Annotated in this window: 16 protein-coding genes; 10 read left to right on the top strand and 6 right to left on the bottom strand. The window is 40.8% G+C overall.

Translation table 11 applies throughout. The annotated features are described in order from the left end of the window. Positions 1–58 precede the first annotated feature (58 nt). The 4 genes from HUW48_RS25365 to HUW48_RS25350 all read left to right on the top strand — a co-directional run bounded on the left by HUW48_RS25365 (position 59) and on the right by HUW48_RS25350 (position 3558). Complete coding sequence (locus tag HUW48_RS25365) at positions 59–355, top strand: DUF721 domain-containing protein (RefSeq protein ID WP_246343619.1); 297 nt, start codon at positions 59–61, stop codon at positions 353–355. A gap of 136 nt (positions 356–491) precedes the next feature. Further along, the gene (locus HUW48_RS25360) at positions 492–1058 is read left to right on the top strand and encodes an acyl-CoA thioesterase (RefSeq protein WP_182413586.1); all 567 of its coding nucleotides are present in this window, start codon (positions 492–494) and stop codon (positions 1056–1058) included. A 302-nt stretch (positions 1059–1360) separates the two neighbouring features. Continuing rightward, a complete protein-coding gene (locus HUW48_RS25355) occupies positions 1361–2758 on the top strand; it encodes a T9SS type A sorting domain-containing protein (RefSeq protein ID WP_182413585.1) in 1398 nt (465 codons plus the stop codon). Between the two features lie 275 nt (positions 2759–3033). Then, entirely contained in the window at positions 3034–3558 is a 525-nt protein-coding gene (locus tag HUW48_RS25350; RefSeq protein WP_182413584.1) for a GNAT family N-acetyltransferase, read from the top strand. A gap of 61 nt (positions 3559–3619) precedes the next feature. Here HUW48_RS25350 and HUW48_RS25345 read toward each other — a convergent pair whose 3' ends face one another. Beyond that, positions 3620–4921 carry a Gfo/Idh/MocA family protein gene (locus tag HUW48_RS25345; protein WP_182413583.1) on the bottom strand — a complete coding sequence of 434 codons (1302 nt, stop codon included), beginning with the start codon at positions 4919–4921 and terminating at the stop codon, positions 3620–3622. A gap of 365 nt (positions 4922–5286) precedes the next feature. Between HUW48_RS25345 and HUW48_RS25340 the strand changes: the two genes are divergently transcribed. Together HUW48_RS25340 and HUW48_RS25335 are read left to right on the top strand one after the other, a co-directional pair. Then, positions 5287–6006, top strand: coding sequence for a DUF547 domain-containing protein (locus HUW48_RS25340; RefSeq protein WP_182413582.1), 720 nt, complete (start codon positions 5287–5289; stop codon positions 6004–6006). Positions 6007–6192: 186 nt separating this feature from the next. Further along, positions 6193–6807 carry a thioredoxin family protein gene (locus HUW48_RS25335; protein ID WP_182413581.1) on the top strand — a complete coding sequence of 205 codons (615 nt, stop codon included), beginning with the start codon at positions 6193–6195 and terminating at the stop codon, positions 6805–6807. Between the two features lie 74 nt (positions 6808–6881). Here HUW48_RS25335 and HUW48_RS25330 read toward each other — a convergent pair whose 3' ends face one another. Then, on the bottom strand, positions 6882–7709 hold the full coding sequence (locus HUW48_RS25330) for a transposase (RefSeq protein ID WP_182412169.1): 828 nt from the start codon (positions 7707–7709) through the stop codon (positions 6882–6884). Between the two features lie 191 nt (positions 7710–7900). On the opposite strand from HUW48_RS25330, the gene HUW48_RS25325 reads away from it, so the two are divergent. Together HUW48_RS25325 and HUW48_RS25320 are read left to right on the top strand one after the other, a co-directional pair. After that, complete coding sequence (locus HUW48_RS25325) at positions 7901–9232, top strand: NAD(P)/FAD-dependent oxidoreductase (protein ID WP_182413580.1); 1332 nt, start codon at positions 7901–7903, stop codon at positions 9230–9232. Positions 9233–9283: 51 nt separating this feature from the next. Then, positions 9284–10210 carry a sugar phosphate isomerase/epimerase family protein gene (locus HUW48_RS25320; protein WP_182413579.1) on the top strand — a complete coding sequence of 309 codons (927 nt, stop codon included), beginning with the start codon at positions 9284–9286 and terminating at the stop codon, positions 10208–10210. A gap of 65 nt (positions 10211–10275) precedes the next feature. Here HUW48_RS25320 and HUW48_RS25315 read toward each other — a convergent pair whose 3' ends face one another. Further along, positions 10276–10935 (bottom strand): DUF6624 domain-containing protein, encoded by a 660-nt coding sequence (locus HUW48_RS25315; protein WP_182413578.1) that lies wholly within the window; start codon positions 10933–10935, stop codon positions 10276–10278. A gap of 208 nt (positions 10936–11143) precedes the next feature. On the opposite strand from HUW48_RS25315, the gene HUW48_RS25310 reads away from it, so the two are divergent. Beyond that, on the top strand, positions 11144–11347 hold the full coding sequence (locus tag HUW48_RS25310) for a hypothetical protein (RefSeq protein WP_182413577.1): 204 nt from the start codon (positions 11144–11146) through the stop codon (positions 11345–11347). A 102-nt stretch (positions 11348–11449) separates the two neighbouring features. Here the strand turns inward: HUW48_RS25310 and HUW48_RS25305 are convergent, their stop codons facing one another. The 3 genes from HUW48_RS25305 to HUW48_RS25295 all read right to left on the bottom strand — a co-directional run bounded on the left by HUW48_RS25305 (position 11450) and on the right by HUW48_RS25295 (position 14740). Next, the gene (locus tag HUW48_RS25305) at positions 11450–11701 is read right to left on the bottom strand and encodes a hypothetical protein (protein WP_182413576.1); all 252 of its coding nucleotides are present in this window, start codon (positions 11699–11701) and stop codon (positions 11450–11452) included. Between the two features lie 174 nt (positions 11702–11875). Further along, positions 11876–13273 carry a M16 family metallopeptidase gene (locus HUW48_RS25300; RefSeq protein ID WP_182413575.1) on the bottom strand — a complete coding sequence of 466 codons (1398 nt, stop codon included), beginning with the start codon at positions 13271–13273 and terminating at the stop codon, positions 11876–11878. 15 nt (positions 13274–13288) lie between these two features. Continuing rightward, the gene (locus HUW48_RS25295) at positions 13289–14740 is read right to left on the bottom strand and encodes a M16 family metallopeptidase (protein ID WP_220463973.1); all 1452 of its coding nucleotides are present in this window, start codon (positions 14738–14740) and stop codon (positions 13289–13291) included. A 196-nt stretch (positions 14741–14936) separates the two neighbouring features. Here HUW48_RS25295 and HUW48_RS25290 point away from each other — a divergent pair, with 196 nt between their 5' ends. Further along, the gene (locus HUW48_RS25290; protein ID WP_182413574.1) at positions 14937–15275 is read left to right on the top strand and encodes a hypothetical protein; all 339 of its coding nucleotides are present in this window, start codon (positions 14937–14939) and stop codon (positions 15273–15275) included. Positions 15276–15316 lie beyond the last annotated feature (41 nt).

The following is a 15316-nucleotide window of genomic DNA, read 5'->3' as shown; positions in this document are numbered from 1 at the left end:
TTACCCAACAATCTTAACTCTGCATACTACCGTGACCTTTATAAACCGAGATAAACAAATGAATATTCGCCAGTCCGATATACAGCCGGTAAAAGATAGCATTCAGGCTTTACTAAAAGCTTACCGCATTCAAGGCAAAGTAAATCAGGTTCAGGTAGTAGCCAGTTGGGAAAAAATTGTAGGCAAAGCCATTGCCCTTAAAACCAAAGAACTCTACTTTAAAGAAGATAAACTCTTTGTGTTACTTACCTCTGCCCCGCTTAAGCACCAGTTGGTTATGTCGAAAACCCGTGTTATTGAACTAATTAATATGGAAGTAGGCGAAGGAGTAGTAAAAGAAGTAGTGTTCTTGTAGATGAGTTGCAAGTTATAGGTTGCAGGTTTCAGAAAGCTTAAAGGCCTTACATAGTATATTTAATGCAATTAGTTTAATGCGTTACTTATTGCAGAAAACTTTAAACTTGCACCTTGTAACCTGAAACTTATTTAAAATGTCTGCTCTTCTCCCCGATTTTCGCACTGTTGCGTACTCGCGTACTACTTTAACCGAACTCATGATTCCGAGTTATGCCAACTTTGGCGGCAAAATTCACGGAGGTATTTTATTATCCTTAATGGACAAGGTGGCGTATACGTGCGCTGCCAAGCATGCGGGTAATTATTGTGTTACCGTAACGGTTGATGGAGTAAATTTTCTGCAACCCGTGGAAGTGGGTGAACTGGTTTCGCTTATGGCATCTATTAATTACGTTGGGCGCACCTCTTTGCTGGTAGGCATTAAAGTTATTGCCGAAAATGTAAAAACCGGGGTAGTGAAACACACCAATACTTCTTATTTTACCATGGTGTCCAAAGCCGACGATGATAAACCCACCCAAGTTCCGGGTTTAGTTTTAGAAACGCGTAACCAGGTGCGCCGTTACTTAGAAGCGATCAAACGCAAAGAAATGAAAGCCCAATACGCCAATCAGTTCAACAATGCTAAATCTAACCTGACTATTGAACAAGAGCTATACAAATTAGACGGGGAGCGCTGCCAGATTGGGTTTGAGTTATAAAGCTTAACTCATAATAAAATTTACTTTTTTGAAACAAACTAATACTTAATTTCTTCTGAATAACTAGCCTTAATTTAACTCGCCTGATCTTAACCATTTAATTCTTCCCGCGTAAGACAAGTCAATCCTTATTTTTCTTCCTTTCTGGCATATTCAGTTATATATAATATAGATTTGTACTTGCCAGAGAAGTGGTATTGTATGTTGGTTGATAGGCTTCTAAATTCTTACTCGATTTGCAACTAAGAAAGGCCGTAAATACTGTATTAAGAAGCTTAGTAGGCTGCTGGTTAGTTTTCGGAATGTTAATTAGTTTTCACCCAGTCATTCAAGCTCAAACTATTTCGCCGCGTGCCGTAAGTGAAATTATTACTGATTTTAATGGCTTCTGGCAAAGTTCGAGTACCGCTATTAGTACTATAAAGCCAAATAACAGCCATAACTTATTAGCCTTTACTTACAACAACACCCGGTATTCAACGGCAGTAAATAATGCTTTACTAACTTCCAGGGGATTAACCTATACGAAAGGTAACTACCAGGCCTTATCTGGGATTACTCTATCTGGAATAATAACTACAAATACAAAAGTGGGAGTAGGTGCCATGTACGATGGAGTAGCTGTAGGCCCAAGTAACCCTCCTCCCGTCCGGGATTTACCTCTTTACCTTTCTGATGGAATTAATGGGTTAAATATTGGAACCGGTATCGCAAATGTACCCGCCGGACCAAATCTTAACTTTAACATGGATAACATTATACCTTCTGCCGTTGGAGATGGTATACCGGATATTATAGTTACGCAAATAGCCGACCCAACTAGTTCCGCTGATAAATACCAATTCCTAAATAGTAGCAATGTACGAGTAGGTAATCAAGTAACCATTTTATTTACAGATATTCCGGTTACTGGCCAATGGATAGCGGATTTTTACGAAGCCAGTAACAATCCTTTAACTTTAACTAGCAGCTTTACTAATACTCAACGGGATATTCGAGTGTGGGCGGCAGACTTTAGTGACTTTGGTATTACTCAAACAACTGTTGCCAACGTTAAAACTTTTCAAATTACTTTATCCGGTAACAGCGATGTGGCATTTGTAGCGTACAACGTTAATGCTTTTAAATATCCGCTCCCAGTTGAGCTTACTTCATTTAGCAGCAAAAGTATAAACAATCAAGTACTTTTAACCTGGCAGACCCGTTCGGAGCATAACAGCGCCTATTTTGAAATAGAAACCAGCACAGACGGCATAAAATTTACCCCTATCGCCCAGGTGAAAGCAAGCGGCACTACTTCTTCATCGCAGCAATACGAGTATTTACATCAAACCCCTTTTATTGGCACTAATTATTATCGTTTGCGGCAGGTTGATTTTGATGGGGCGCAGAATTACTCGGCCATTATAGCTGAAAAAATTACTCAAAAACATTTTACTACCTGGCAAATTCAAGTAGCTCCCAATCCTTTTAAAAATAAAATTGAATTGCAAATTGCTCCACCAGAACCAGGAAACGGCAATGCTCAAATTCAGCTATTTTCGTTAAATGGCCATAAATTATACGAAAAATCTATTTCCGGAATATTTCAGCCAGCCACCATCCCTTTAAACGATTTACCAACTCTACCTTCCGGTATTTACTTGTTAAAATGCTCTCTGAATAATCACTCAACGGTTGTAAAAGTAATTCGGGAATAAAAAATTAATTTTCAAATTAGGCTCATCTTCAACTGCTAACCTATTAAAAATAAGATATTTAAAATTAGATAGAGTATTTTAAATTCATAAAAATAATTTATCTTTGCTCAAAAATAACATACAGCCTCTGTTACTCTATCCTTCTTCTTCGGGCTTTACCTTGCCTGGAATTGTTTAATAATTCAGCTACCCGCTGATTTTCTTCGGATGACTTGCTAATTGCATCCGAACAGATATTTCTTTTTCCATTAATTAAACAATTAAAAGGTATAATCATGTTTTTCCTTACTTCTGATAGATTAAAATTAATTCCTTTATCGCATAATCAACTGCAATTACTAACACAAAACCGTACGGAGCTAGACAACATTTTGGGACTGAACCCAAGCGAGCAAGTATATGATGCAGCCATTGTTGCCGAAATGGTAGATGCGGCAGAAAACTTTTGGCTACCTCAAACTGCCTTGCACCCGCAAGATTATAGCTGGTTTACTAATTGGGATATAGTACTAAAAGAACGCAATGTTTCTATCGGCGGCATTGGCTTCACCGGTTTACCTGATATTGATGGTAAAACCATGGTGGGTTATGGCATTAGCCTATTGCACGAAGGCCAGGGCTACGCTTCAGAAGCCTTGCAATGCTTATTACGCTGGGCATTTGCCAACCCGCAATTAAAATCTGTTATAGCTACTACGCCGCCCGAAAACTTTGGATCGCACCGTGTATTGCACAAAAATAATTTTAAAGAAACGGGCTTCTCCGATGATATGATTCATTGGCAATTAAACCGTTCTTAAAGTAAAAGGCAGCGTTTCTGGTAAACGCTGCCTTTCGTATAATTTCCACTTCTTCAAAAATCTACACCGTCGGGTATTTCCATTCGCCGCGATACTCCCGGCTGAGTAGTTTATTGGCCTCCGGATCGTTCACGACAACTTCTTTTTCGCCGTCCCAGATTACGCTACGGCCCAGCTTTAAGGAAAGCATACCCAGCAAGGCCATAGAAGTAGATCGGTGCCCCACTTCAATATCGCAAACCGAGCGTTTTTTGGCCTTAATAGATGCCAGGAAATCAGCCCACAATTGTTTAATATTTTGCTCATCGGGTTTATTTAATTGCGGGTCCTGATGAATGATTTGTTTTTTAGAATCTATAGGATAGAAGGTCCAGCCCTGTTGCCAGCCCATGTGAAACGTACCCTCGGTACCGTAAAAATAGCAGCCTACATTTTCACCTTTTTCGGCGTTATTACCCGCAAATAAGCGGTGTTCCCAGTTAACCGTAAAATCTTCGAACTCGTAAGTAGCTACCTGGTGGTCGGGAGCATCGGTATTATCTTGCCGGATGGCGCGGCCTCCAGTTGAAAATACTTTCTTCGGATATTTCTCTTCGGTCCACCATAAAATTTGATCTAACCAGTGAATACCCCAGTCGCCGAGTTGGCCGTTGGCATAATCCAGGAACATGCGAAAACCTTTCGGGTGAATAGCTGCATTGTAAGGTCGCAAAGGAGCCGGGCCGCACCACATATTCCAATCTAAACCTTTGGGTGCTTCGCTGTCGGGTACAACCTTACCGGGCCCCCCACCATAATGCACAAAAGCCCGCACCATACCTATTTTACCAGCCTTACCAGATTTTAAGAATTCCATACCCGATACGTTGTGCGGCGATACCCGGCGGTGTGTGCCCACCTGAACTATCCGGTCGGCGTCGCGGGCAGCTTTTACCATAGCGCGGCCTTCGTAAATAGTATGGCTAATTGGTTTTTCGACGTACACGTGGGCACCTTGCTGCACGGCTGCAATGGTAATAAGCGGATGCCAATGGTCGGGGGTAGCTACAATTACAATTTCGGGCTTTTCTTTGCTGAGTAATTCCCGGAAGTCGCTGTATTTTTTAGGTTTATCGCTGGTTAGCTTTTCCAGTTCGGCGTAAGATTTAGCTAACTGGCTCTGGTCTACGTCGCACATCGCCACTATTTTACTTTCGCCGGCAGCAATTGCTTCGCGTAAAATGTTTGTACCCCACCAGCCCGAGCCAATAAGAGCAGTACGATACGGCCGGGTTTTACCAGCTACCGAAATAGACGGCAAGGTATAAGCCGAAAAGGCCAGACTAGCCGCTGCCGATGTTTTAATAAAATGACGACGATCCATAGTTTTAATGTTTATTCTTTGGTTTTCTATCTGAAGATTAAGCTCGACTAATTCGCGTTAGCACAAACATTAGAACTTTTAGCTAGCTGAATTACCAAAACAGGCTTCTTCAAATCTATTGCTCCCTAATTAGAAATCAAAATAAAAACTACCGGTAATTTATCTGCTGGTTTTATTCTGCTGTAGTAGCCAAATGTTTTTTGATAATGCAGGTGTGCTGTTTTGAGCTACTATTATAATTATTCGCTACAATCCTGAACCAGTGAAATAAAGCTTTAAGCTGAAATCAGGTAAGCCATTAACTTAAAAATAGTTAATTTTACTTTATTCTTTCTTTTTGTTTGTAGCTATTGCTGCGCCCGCTTATGAAAAAAATATTTTCTTGTGTTGTACTGCTTTTCCTTTGTTCAACCTCGTTTGCCCAAAACACTTTACCTGCTTTTACCGACGAAGCCGATGCTTTTTTTAAAAAATACGTTGCAGAGGGGAAAGTAGCTTATGCTGCTATTAAGAAAGAAGAAAAAAGCATTCAGTTGCTTACAAATAAGATTGGCGCAATAAACTTACAAGGTATACCGGATAACAGTAAAAAAGCTTTCTATATAAATGCCTATAATTTACTCGTTATTCAGGCCGTAACTAATCTGTATCCTGTAAAGTCGGTAATGGATAAGCCTGGTTTTTTCGATAAAACAGTGCACGTGGTAGCCGGAGAAAAACTAACCCTAAACGATCTGGAAAAGAAAAAATTATTACAACCCTACCAGGATGCCCGGTTACACTTTGCGCTGGCCTGTGCCGCCGTTAGCTGTCCGCCGCTGGCTAGCTACGCTTATACCCCCAACGGATTAAATGGGCAACTCGATAGCCGCACCAAACAAGCCATAAACAATCCGGCCTTTATAAAGGTTAATACTCAAAACCGACAAGTACTTATTTCTAAAATTTTTGACTGGTACAAAACTGATTTTACTAAAGATAACCAAACGGTGTTATCGTTTTTAAATACTTACCGAACCGATAAAATTCCGGGTAATTATCAGGTAGGTTATTACGAGTACGATTGGCGTTTAAATAACCAATAGCTGCCAGAAAGGCTAATCTGTTTCGGAATCCTTTCGCTTTGCTTTTTGTATAGTTTTTATAACAAGTTTAGTTTTGCTTAAAGTAAACTAAACCAATGGTACTAACTTTATTAAGGTATTAACCCAAATGGTAAATACTTTGGTTGAGCAAATTAGAATTATAAAATTTTATATCACCAGAAAAGAATGCAACAATCCGCTAAACACCCGCTTATTAATCTGGAGCAAGCCTTTACTTATCCGGAATACGAAGCGTTAATTGACCGCTTATTGGCCGAAAATAAAACTACCGGACCCGATCAGGATCCGAAAATGGTATCGTATACCCAATTAAATCAAGTTCGTATGGTGCGTGTTGCCCGCACTACTGTTTTATTGCCCGAAGTACAACAAGCGCTGGCCGACTTAACCCGCTCCTTGCAATGGGTAGTTTTAACCGAAGCCTGGTGCGGCGATGCGGCGCAAAATGTGCCGATACTAGCTAAAGTTGCGAATGCCTCGGCAGGCAAAATTGAGTTAAAGCTCTTGCTTCGCGACGAAAACCTGGATTTGATGGACCAATATTTAACTAATGGCACCCGCTCTATTCCTAAATTAATTTGTTTCGATGCGGTTTCGGGTGAGGAATTAGGCACCTGGGGGCCTCGGCCCGATGCCGCTCAAGCGTTATTCCAGGCTTTTAAAGAAAACCCTACCGGTACAAAAAAAGAGTTTATTCAGAACGTTCAGCTTTGGTACGCCAAAGATAAAACCATTTCGATGCAACAGGAAATAGCTCAATTACTGAAGAACTGGCGGTAAAAAAGAATAAGTAGTTGCTCGTTGTTAGATTAATAAATATTTAATAATTAGTTAAGTATTAATTATGAACTTGTTTAGAGTTTTGGTTTATTAGGGATTTTACGAATAAATAAGACGGAGAAAGCAATTAAAATAAGCACGAACCAGTGTAGTGCTTTGGTTTCGAATCGAATGAGCAAAGCTTTGAAGCTGTCCATCCAGGCGTTAGCTCTTTCAATGGCATTTCTCTGCTTAAAGAGTTGTTCATCAAAATAAATATATTCATCCGTGATTTGGCCATTCCTGGGATTAGTGGCAATATTAGCTTCTATTTTCATTTCTGAACATATACTTCTAAAAGCTTGGGAATCAAATCCGGCATCGGCATTTAAGAATAAACCTTTAGTTTCAATACCTGCTTCTTTCAATAAATTACATAATTCTTTAAATACTACTTCAATCTCATACAAGTCATGGTGGGCTCCTGATACTGGTAAACTACAAGCCAGCATCTGCCCTTTGTTATCAGCTAAAAACAGGCTATTGCAACTATTGGCCGCTTTCCTGTTTTGATAACCAATGCATTCCCCTCCCTGCTTACAGATAGTCTGACTACCATCTAACTGAACACCTGATAAATCTAGTAAGCAACGCTGGCTTTTTAGTAGGCCAAGCCATACATTCTTAAAACTCCCATCATTTACCCACTTTCGAAAATGATGATACACGCCTTGCCAGCTAATGGTTGGGCCAGTAAATATTTCTTTTAGGGGTAACTCTCGCCATTGACAGCCTGTTTTCAACCGATATAAAATACCTGAAATAATGGCTGCTGGTGCTACTTGTAATTTACTGCCTCTCTTTCCTTGGCTCAAATATGGAACTATCCACCGATTTATTTTATCTTCGCTTAATACTGCCATTGAAATAGGAACTTGTGTAAAGTGTCTTTGCAAACTCTTTTACACTCCTATTTCTTTGGTAGTTTTAAAACTCTAAACAACTTCTGTATTTCAAATTAATTTTTCGAAGTACTTACCTAATTAAGATGGATGGCGCAACGGTGCAGTCTATCTAGGTAAACACGTATCTTTAAAGCGGTTTAACGCAGCGCATGAAGAAAATAGTAATTATTGGTAATGGTATTGCCGGCATTACGCTGGCGCAGCATGTCCGGCGATTAAGCGACCATTCATTACTGATTATTTCATCGGAAACTGATTATTTTTTCTCGCGCACTGCTTTAATGTACGTATACATGGGGCACTTACGGGCCGATCAAACCAAACCTTTTGAAGATTGGTATTGGCCCGAAAACCGCATTGAGTTAAAACGCGACTACGTTACCCAAGTAGATACTTCGCAAAAACAACTGCAACTGCAATCCGGCGAGATAGCTACTTACGATATTTTAGTTATAGCTTCCGGCTCTAAATCCAATACGTTTAGCTGGCCCGGCCAAGACCTAGCCGGAGTACAAGGTTTATATTCGTGGCAGGATTTAGAAAACCTGGAAGTCTTAACATCTCGCATTAAACGAGCCGTTATTGTTGGCGGTGGTTTAATTGGCGTAGAACTGGCCGAAATGTTTTTGTCGCGCTGCCTGGATGTTACTTTTCTGGTACGGGAAAAAAGTTTCTGGAGCAGCGTATTACCCACCGAAGAATCGGCGATGGTAACCCGCCATATTCAGAGCCACCACGTAGACCTTCGCCTGGAAACCGAATTAGCCCAAATTTTACCTGACGAAACCGGCCACGTACGAGCGGTTATTACTAAAAAAGGCGAAGAAATTCCTTGCCAGTTTGTAGGTTTAGCGGTGGGCGTTCACCCCAATGTTGATTTTTTACGTGACAGTGGTATTGCTTTAGATAAAGGCGTTCTGGTAAATAAGTATTTTGAAACCAACGTGCCCGATGTTTATGCCATTGGCGATTGCGCCCAGTACTTAAATCCGCCTGTAGGCCGAAAACCAGTAGAACCGCTCTGGTACGCGGGCCGCATGCACGGCGAAACGCTGGCGCATACTCTCTGCAGTCAGCAAACAGCTTATAAGCCGGGCATGTGGTTTAACTCGGCCAAGTTTTTTGATATTGAATACCAGGTATACGGCGAAGTAAACCAGCATCCGCAACCCGGCGAAGAACATATTTATTGGGAACACCCAAACGGCAAGAAATCAATCCGGATTTGCTTTGACAAAGCCAGCAATCGCGTAAAAGGTTTTAATTTAATGGGTATCCGCTACCGCCACGAGGTATGCGAGCGCTGGATTCGAAACAATACGCCTATTCAGGAAGTACTTAAAAACCTGCGAGAAGCAAACTTCGACCCTGAGTTTTACAAACGCTACGAACCCGAGCTTTTACGGCAATACAACCAGCTTTATCCTGCTCAAAAAGTAACTACCAGCAAATTAAAACAAATCTTAGGATTTAAGAGATAGTTTTTTCTCAGGTTAGTTCTTGTATATTAGAGCCGCAAAAAACTAAACTTTATGAAAAAACTTGTATTAAGCGCATTTACTGTTCTTTGTTTAACAGTATCGTGTAAAAACAACCAAAGCAATGATGCTTCTACCTCTGCCTCCGGTTCAGCATCCGACTCAGCAGCCACTGCCACTTCCGCCACAACCACCAGTAGCCAGTCGAACCCGGAAGAAAAACTAGACTGGAAACTGGGCGCTCAGGCCTATACTTTCAACCGGTTTACTTTTGCTGAAGCCATTGATAAAATTAAAAGCTGCGGTTTAAGCTACGTAGAAGCGTTTCCGGGCCAAACTATTGGCGGCGGTATTGAAGGTAAAATGGAGCCTAATATGTCAGCAGAAAAACGTAACCAAATTTTAAAAATGCTACAGGATAAAGGCGTAAAAATGGTATCGTTTGGGGTAACTGGCGCTAAAGACGAAGCTGGTTGGCGGGAATTATTTCAATTTGCCAAAGATATGGGCCTGGAAAATATTACCATGGAACCGGAACCAGAATTTGTTCCGTTAGTTTCTAAACTTTGCGACGAATACGGGATAAACGCTGCAATTCATAACCATCCTACCCCTTCGCGCTACTGGAATCCTGATGTGGTTATTGCTGCTATGAAAGGTCAGAGCAAGCGTTTAGGAGCCTGCGCCGATATCGGTCACTGGGTTCGTTCTGGTTTAGACCCTGTAGAATGCCTGAAAAAATTGGATGGCCACATTATACAATTACACTTTAAAGACCTGAACGAAAAAAGCAAAGATGCCCACGATGTACATTGGGGCCAGGGTGTTTCGAATGTAGACGGCGTACTGGCCGAGCTTAAAAGACAAAACTTTAAAGGTTTATTCTCCGCCGAATACGAGTACAATTGGGAAAACAGCGCTCCCGATGTAACCGCCAGCGTACAATATTTTAGAGAAGCAGTACAGAAACTAGAAAAATAAAAATAATTTACTAAAAACAGCAGCGGCTCCTATAAGTTAGGAGCCGCTGCTGTTTTTAGTAAATTCTACCTAAAGTCTTTCACCTTCGCTTGGGCGTTGTAGGCACTTTTAGTAAAAACCAACTTTTCCAAACCCATCTTTTCTCTACGGTTATTTATTTTTTTAACATGCGGATAAGATTTAATGGGCCAGACAAGCGTTTCTTTACTGCCGTCTTTATTTAGCTTTACTCCATATTGGGTGCCGTAAAGTTGTTTCTTACGTTTATTTGTAAGAACTCTATCTTCTATAAGAGCTAAATTACTTTTAGTAAACTCTCCCCTACTTGCGGCCTTTTTCAGGACAGGTAAAAACTTTAACTGCGTTTCAAAATTACCATGCTGAATTTGCAGGAAAGCTTGCCCTACAGCCACAACTCCAATTTGACTTTCTAATGGCCAACCATATTTCTGGTGAACAGCAATTACTTTTTCTAAGTTTAAAGAATCATCTAACACCATTTGCTTTAACATTTTCTTTGCTTGTTCAGAATCTTTACCAAATTCCTGCCGGGTCCGAAAATAATTGCCCCGGTTTGCGAAAGTGGGTTCTTCCATGGCTTCAAACAACGTTTTAACACTATCGTTTACTTCTTTACTGCCCCCGAAATAATTTGCCGTTTGAGCCAATAAAGAACCAGGTGCTAGCAGTAAATAAAAAGTAATTAATGGTAACAGGTACTTCATGAAAATGTAACTTTTTTAAAGAATTAGCCAGATATAGCTAAATTGAGTTAAGAATTTATTATGCAAGCAAACTAATTATTTATCAGGCACTTATATTATTATTAAGTTGTCTAAAAAATCGAATAAATAAGTTAAATTATCCAAAACTTTTTTGCTTAATTGTAGTAAAAATGTTTTCTCCCAAAAAAAATCACCTAATTAATTTTCTATGAAAAGCTTTTATGACTTCGACGTAGACAACCCCGCCGAGCGACAGGAACGTTACGTCACTTACCCCGCACTTTCTAAGTTTCACATGACTCTCCAGGATGAATTAACCGACGATGAATACCAAACGTATTTTGAATCGGAAAAACAATTAGTACAACAAAAACCCCTAGTTAACAACTTACAGAATCAATGGATCAATTAACTTTTACTACCACAACCAACTATTAAAGGGTAAACGAGCAAATGCAGTTTACCCTTTTTTATTTCTTTTTTTACCATTTTATAATCTTTATTTTTCTTTGTTTTACTCTTCCCGGAAATAAGGGTGTGCGTATTTTAGCGCAGTGCTTTCTTCAATAATTTCGTAGGTATCAAGCATGTGCGTTTCTAAGCCAGAGTTAGTGCCTTTTACAAAAACATTTTCGGGGGTGCGGTAAATAGCATAATTATGTTTGCCAAACGGAAATAAATTGTTACTCCGCAATTCTTTCGCTTTCGTTAAATCTACCTTTTCGTTGGAAGTAGTTGTTACTATAAATAAATTCTTGTTTTCCATAGGGTAAGGAGGTTCTATCTTTATAAGATCCCAACTGTATTTCTGCAAAATAGAAAAAGGCTGGGTTCTCTACCAGCCTTTCCGAATAAATAGTAAATGCTTGCCATTTTGTTACAGGCAAAGCTCTTTGTTTTGAAGAATTATCAGAGCAAATTTTAGTTTACAGACTTTTACTTACAAAGCTCGCTTCTTTATCTCCGCCTGAAACTTTTTAATCTGCGGCGTAATTACTTTTTTATCGCCTACTACTACCGTAGTCATATCTTCGGGCCGAATATATTTTTTGGTAAGATCTTTTACTTCCTGGGGCGTTACCGCGTGAATAGCTTGCACCTGATTTGTTAAATACGTATCGGGCAGACCGTGTAAATCCAGGAAATTCAGTTGGTTGATTATGCCTCCCGGCGACGAATTCTGCAGCACAAATATACCCGCTACGTAGTTCTGAATACCTTTTAACTCTTCGGGAGAAGGCGCTTCTTTTTGTAACCGGTCTATTTCGTTAACGATTTCTTTTAAAGAATTACCCGTATGTTCGGTGGTAACATCGGCCTGTTCGCTCCAATCGGCTACCCGGTAACGCGGAGCAATAGTGCTGTGTGGTGAATAAGTATAGCCTTTATTTTCGCGGATGTTGCGGGTAATGCGGGAGCCAAACGAGCCACCCAGCAAAGAGTTCATTACGCGCAGTTTGGTATAATCAGGGTGCGAGGGATCAATGGTAGGCAAGCCAATAATTAAGGTAGATTGCGGAGCACCGGGCCGGTCTAGCAATAACATATCGGGTTTAGTAACCGGTTGAGCAATTTCAATACGCGGTGGTGGTCCTTGCTGCCACTCGCTTAAGGCCGAAGTAATAGCTTGCCGCATGGCACTTCCCTCGAATTTACCGGCTACGTACACACCGGTGCGCTGCGCACCAAATTGGCGCTGGTAAAAGTCCCGTACTTGCTCCACAGTAAAAGCATCAATCTGCGCATCGGTAGGCAAATCACGCCCGTAAGGATGGCCTTTATAGATGGCCATCCGGAATTTAGTATCAGCCTGCGTACCAGGCTGCGAGCGGGCCAAATTCATACTGCGTTTAAAATCGTTCTTAATACGTTCTATTTCCGAAGGCGGAAAAGCCGGATGTTGCACCAGATCGGCCAATAATTTTACCAGTTCCGGTCCGTACTCCGATAAAACTGAACCCGAAATAGTTGTTTGGTTCGAGCCTACGCTTATATCTACAGAACCACCCATGCGGGCTGCCTGCTCGGCAATTTGTTTGGCGTTTAAATTAGTGGTGCCTTCCCGCATAAGCTGTCCGGTAATATCAGCCAGGCCATTTTCTTTTTCTGTTTCGTGCACATTGCCTACCTGCACAATTAAACTCACGGTAACTTTTGGTATTTCGCCGTAGGGTACCATGGTAGCTTGTAAGCCGTTGGGCAAAGTAAATTCTTGTTTAGCAGGTAAAGTAAAGTTGCGTGGTTCGCCGCCGGTTGGGGGAGTTTGTTTCTGAGCGAGGGCAGTGGCACCGCTAAACAGCAAAGCCGCGTTTAACAAATAGATATTTATAATTTTCATGGTGATAAATCCTCCTTAACTTTTGGCTAATGGGTTAACAGTTAAAATGGTACGATTGGTTGGCCGCAGGTATTCGCGCAAGGTTTTCTGCATTAGCTCCGGTGTTACTTTTCGGAATTCACTTTCTAAAGTGTTAATACGCGCCGGATTGTTATCAAATAAAGCAAAACTAGCCAGTAAATCGGCCTTTCCGAAACCATATAATTGGCTAATCTGGTCGTAGAAACTAGAGCGCATTTTTACAATGGCCAAGTCCAGCAAAGCTTGGTCAATACCGCTTGTTTCTAATTTTTTAATTTCCCGGTCAATCACGGCAATAATAGAATCTGCCGTTACATTATTGTCGTGAATCAGGTTACCGTCCCAGAGCATGGGGCCATTGTAATTAAACATATTGCCTAGCCCAGAATTAATGCCTCCGCTTACGCTACCAGTATAGCCCTTTTCTTGCACCAGCGCCTGATACAAACGGCTATCGTTACCTTGTATCAATATCTGGTCGAGTAAACCCATGGCATAATATTCGGGCGTATTCCGGTCGGGCATGTGGTAGGCAAAAGCCAGCGCAGGTTTGGTCGCCAGTTTATCGTCTTTGACAAACCGTTGTTCTTTTTCCTGGCGAGGTTCGGTTAAATCTACTTTGGCCGGTAAATCTGCGGAAGGAATAGCGCCAAAATATTGCTTTACCCAGGTTTTAGCCTGAGTTGGGTCGAAATCGCCGCTTACTATCAGTGCCGCGTTATTAGGTGAGTAAAAGGTTTTAAAGAAACTCTTAACATCATCTAAATTAGCCGCGTCTAAGTCTTTCAAGTCCCCGTAAAAATTATGCGCGTTAAACCAGTTTTTATTCGCATATTGGGGCATATCCAGCCAAGGAAACCCCCCATAAGGCTGATTCAGAACATTTACTTTTACTTCGTTCTTTACAACTTCTTGTTGGTTTTTCAGGTTTTCCTGCGTAATGTTCAAACCTCGCATTCGATCGGCCTCGGCCCATAGAATGGTTTCCAGTTTATTGGCTGGCACAATTTCGAAGTAATTCGTAAAATCAAATCGGGTTGAGCCGTTTAAAACGCCCCCATTTTTCTGAATTAACTGAATAAACTCCATTTTACCCAAATTCTGGGAACCCTGAAACATCATGTGTTCGAATAAATGAGCAAATCCAGTACGGTCTTTTGGCTCATTCCGAAAACCAATATTATAGTAAGCCGCTACGGTAACAATAGGGGTAGTTTTGTCCGGTGACAGAACTACTTTTAAACCGTTATCCAAAGTATAGTAATCAACGGGTATCTGGTAAGTAGTTTTTGGGCTGAAAGCTGCCGTTTCTGGAGTAGTAGGCGGTGTAGGAGTAGCGGAACTTATTGTTTTTTGGCTACATGCACCAAGTAACAACATCGTACTAAATCCGAAAGCAGAACAAGCTAACCGAAGTTTTTGCGGGAGTAAAATTGTTTTAAGCATAGTTAAAGTAATTATTTAAAAATAATCTTTTAAAATTTTTGGATACAGACATACCTTCCTGGGTGCTTATTTAAAGCACGCAATAAATTTTAGGAGAAGTTTTTTGTTTGTTTTGTTGCGGAAAGAAAGGGGCGTAAACGTTACGGTTAGTAACAGCCCAAATGTAAGTAACTCTTCGGAAAAAAATTTAAAATATATGAAAAATATTTTCGCTCATATTCTTCTATTTGCAGTAGCTGTTAGTTGCCAATCGGGTGTTGAGCAAAAATCCGGGACGCATACTCCTACCGAAAAACAGTTAGTGATTATAGCTACAATTGAGGAGAAATTATATGACCGACCTACTGTTAACGGATTCGCCATAACCATGGTAGAGCCGCAAGAAATTCTTCAGGTTACCGATACAACCAATTATTTTTTCTATAAAGTAAAGCTGCAACGCGCTAAGGAAATGAAAGAAGGCTACATTTTAAAAGCGGCTTTTGTGGGTAAACCTACACTGGTTAGCTTAGACAGTTTGCAAGCTGTTAAATAGCTATGCGGACGTATTTTTTGTGCCTGAAAGCAATTATTATT

The organism is Adhaeribacter radiodurans, from assembly GCF_014075995.1.
Classification (GTDB): Bacteria; Bacteroidota; Bacteroidia; order Cytophagales; family Hymenobacteraceae; genus Adhaeribacter; species Adhaeribacter radiodurans.
Note: the sequence above shows the minus strand (reverse complement) of the source record. Positions and strands in the feature narration are given on the sequence as shown.

Coding starts and splice junctions, on each gene's coding strand:
- HUW48_RS25350 (WP_182413584.1), top strand. CDS start 3,034: ATGTTTTTCCTTACTTCTGATAGATTAAAATTAATTCCTTTATCGCAT.
- HUW48_RS25305 (WP_182413576.1), bottom strand. CDS start 11,701: ATGGAAAACAAGAATTTATTTATAGTAACAACTACTTCCAACGAAAAG.
- HUW48_RS25315 (WP_182413578.1), bottom strand. CDS start 10,935: ATGAAGTACCTGTTACCATTAATTACTTTTTATTTACTGCTAGCACCT.
- HUW48_RS25300 (WP_182413575.1), bottom strand. CDS start 13,273: ATGAAAATTATAAATATCTATTTGTTAAACGCGGCTTTGCTGTTTAGC.
- HUW48_RS25330 (WP_182412169.1), bottom strand. CDS start 7,709: ATGGCAGTATTAAGCGAAGATAAAATAAATCGGTGGATAGTTCCATAT.
- HUW48_RS25325 (WP_182413580.1), top strand. CDS start 7,901: ATGAAGAAAATAGTAATTATTGGTAATGGTATTGCCGGCATTACGCTG.
- HUW48_RS25290 (WP_182413574.1), top strand. CDS start 14,937: ATGAAAAATATTTTCGCTCATATTCTTCTATTTGCAGTAGCTGTTAGT.
- HUW48_RS25335 (WP_182413581.1), top strand. CDS start 6,193: ATGCAACAATCCGCTAAACACCCGCTTATTAATCTGGAGCAAGCCTTT.
- HUW48_RS25310 (WP_182413577.1), top strand. CDS start 11,144: ATGAAAAGCTTTTATGACTTCGACGTAGACAACCCCGCCGAGCGACAG.
- HUW48_RS25320 (WP_182413579.1), top strand. CDS start 9,284: ATGAAAAAACTTGTATTAAGCGCATTTACTGTTCTTTGTTTAACAGTA.
- HUW48_RS25360 (WP_182413586.1), top strand. CDS start 492: ATGTCTGCTCTTCTCCCCGATTTTCGCACTGTTGCGTACTCGCGTACT.
- HUW48_RS25345 (WP_182413583.1), bottom strand. CDS start 4,921: ATGGATCGTCGTCATTTTATTAAAACATCGGCAGCGGCTAGTCTGGCC.
- HUW48_RS25365 (WP_246343619.1), top strand. CDS start 59: ATGAATATTCGCCAGTCCGATATACAGCCGGTAAAAGATAGCATTCAG.
- HUW48_RS25355 (WP_182413585.1), top strand. CDS start 1,361: ATGTTAATTAGTTTTCACCCAGTCATTCAAGCTCAAACTATTTCGCCG.
- HUW48_RS25340 (WP_182413582.1), top strand. CDS start 5,287: ATGAAAAAAATATTTTCTTGTGTTGTACTGCTTTTCCTTTGTTCAACC.
- HUW48_RS25295 (WP_220463973.1), bottom strand. CDS start 14,740: ATGCTTAAAACAATTTTACTCCCGCAAAAACTTCGGTTAGCTTGTTCT.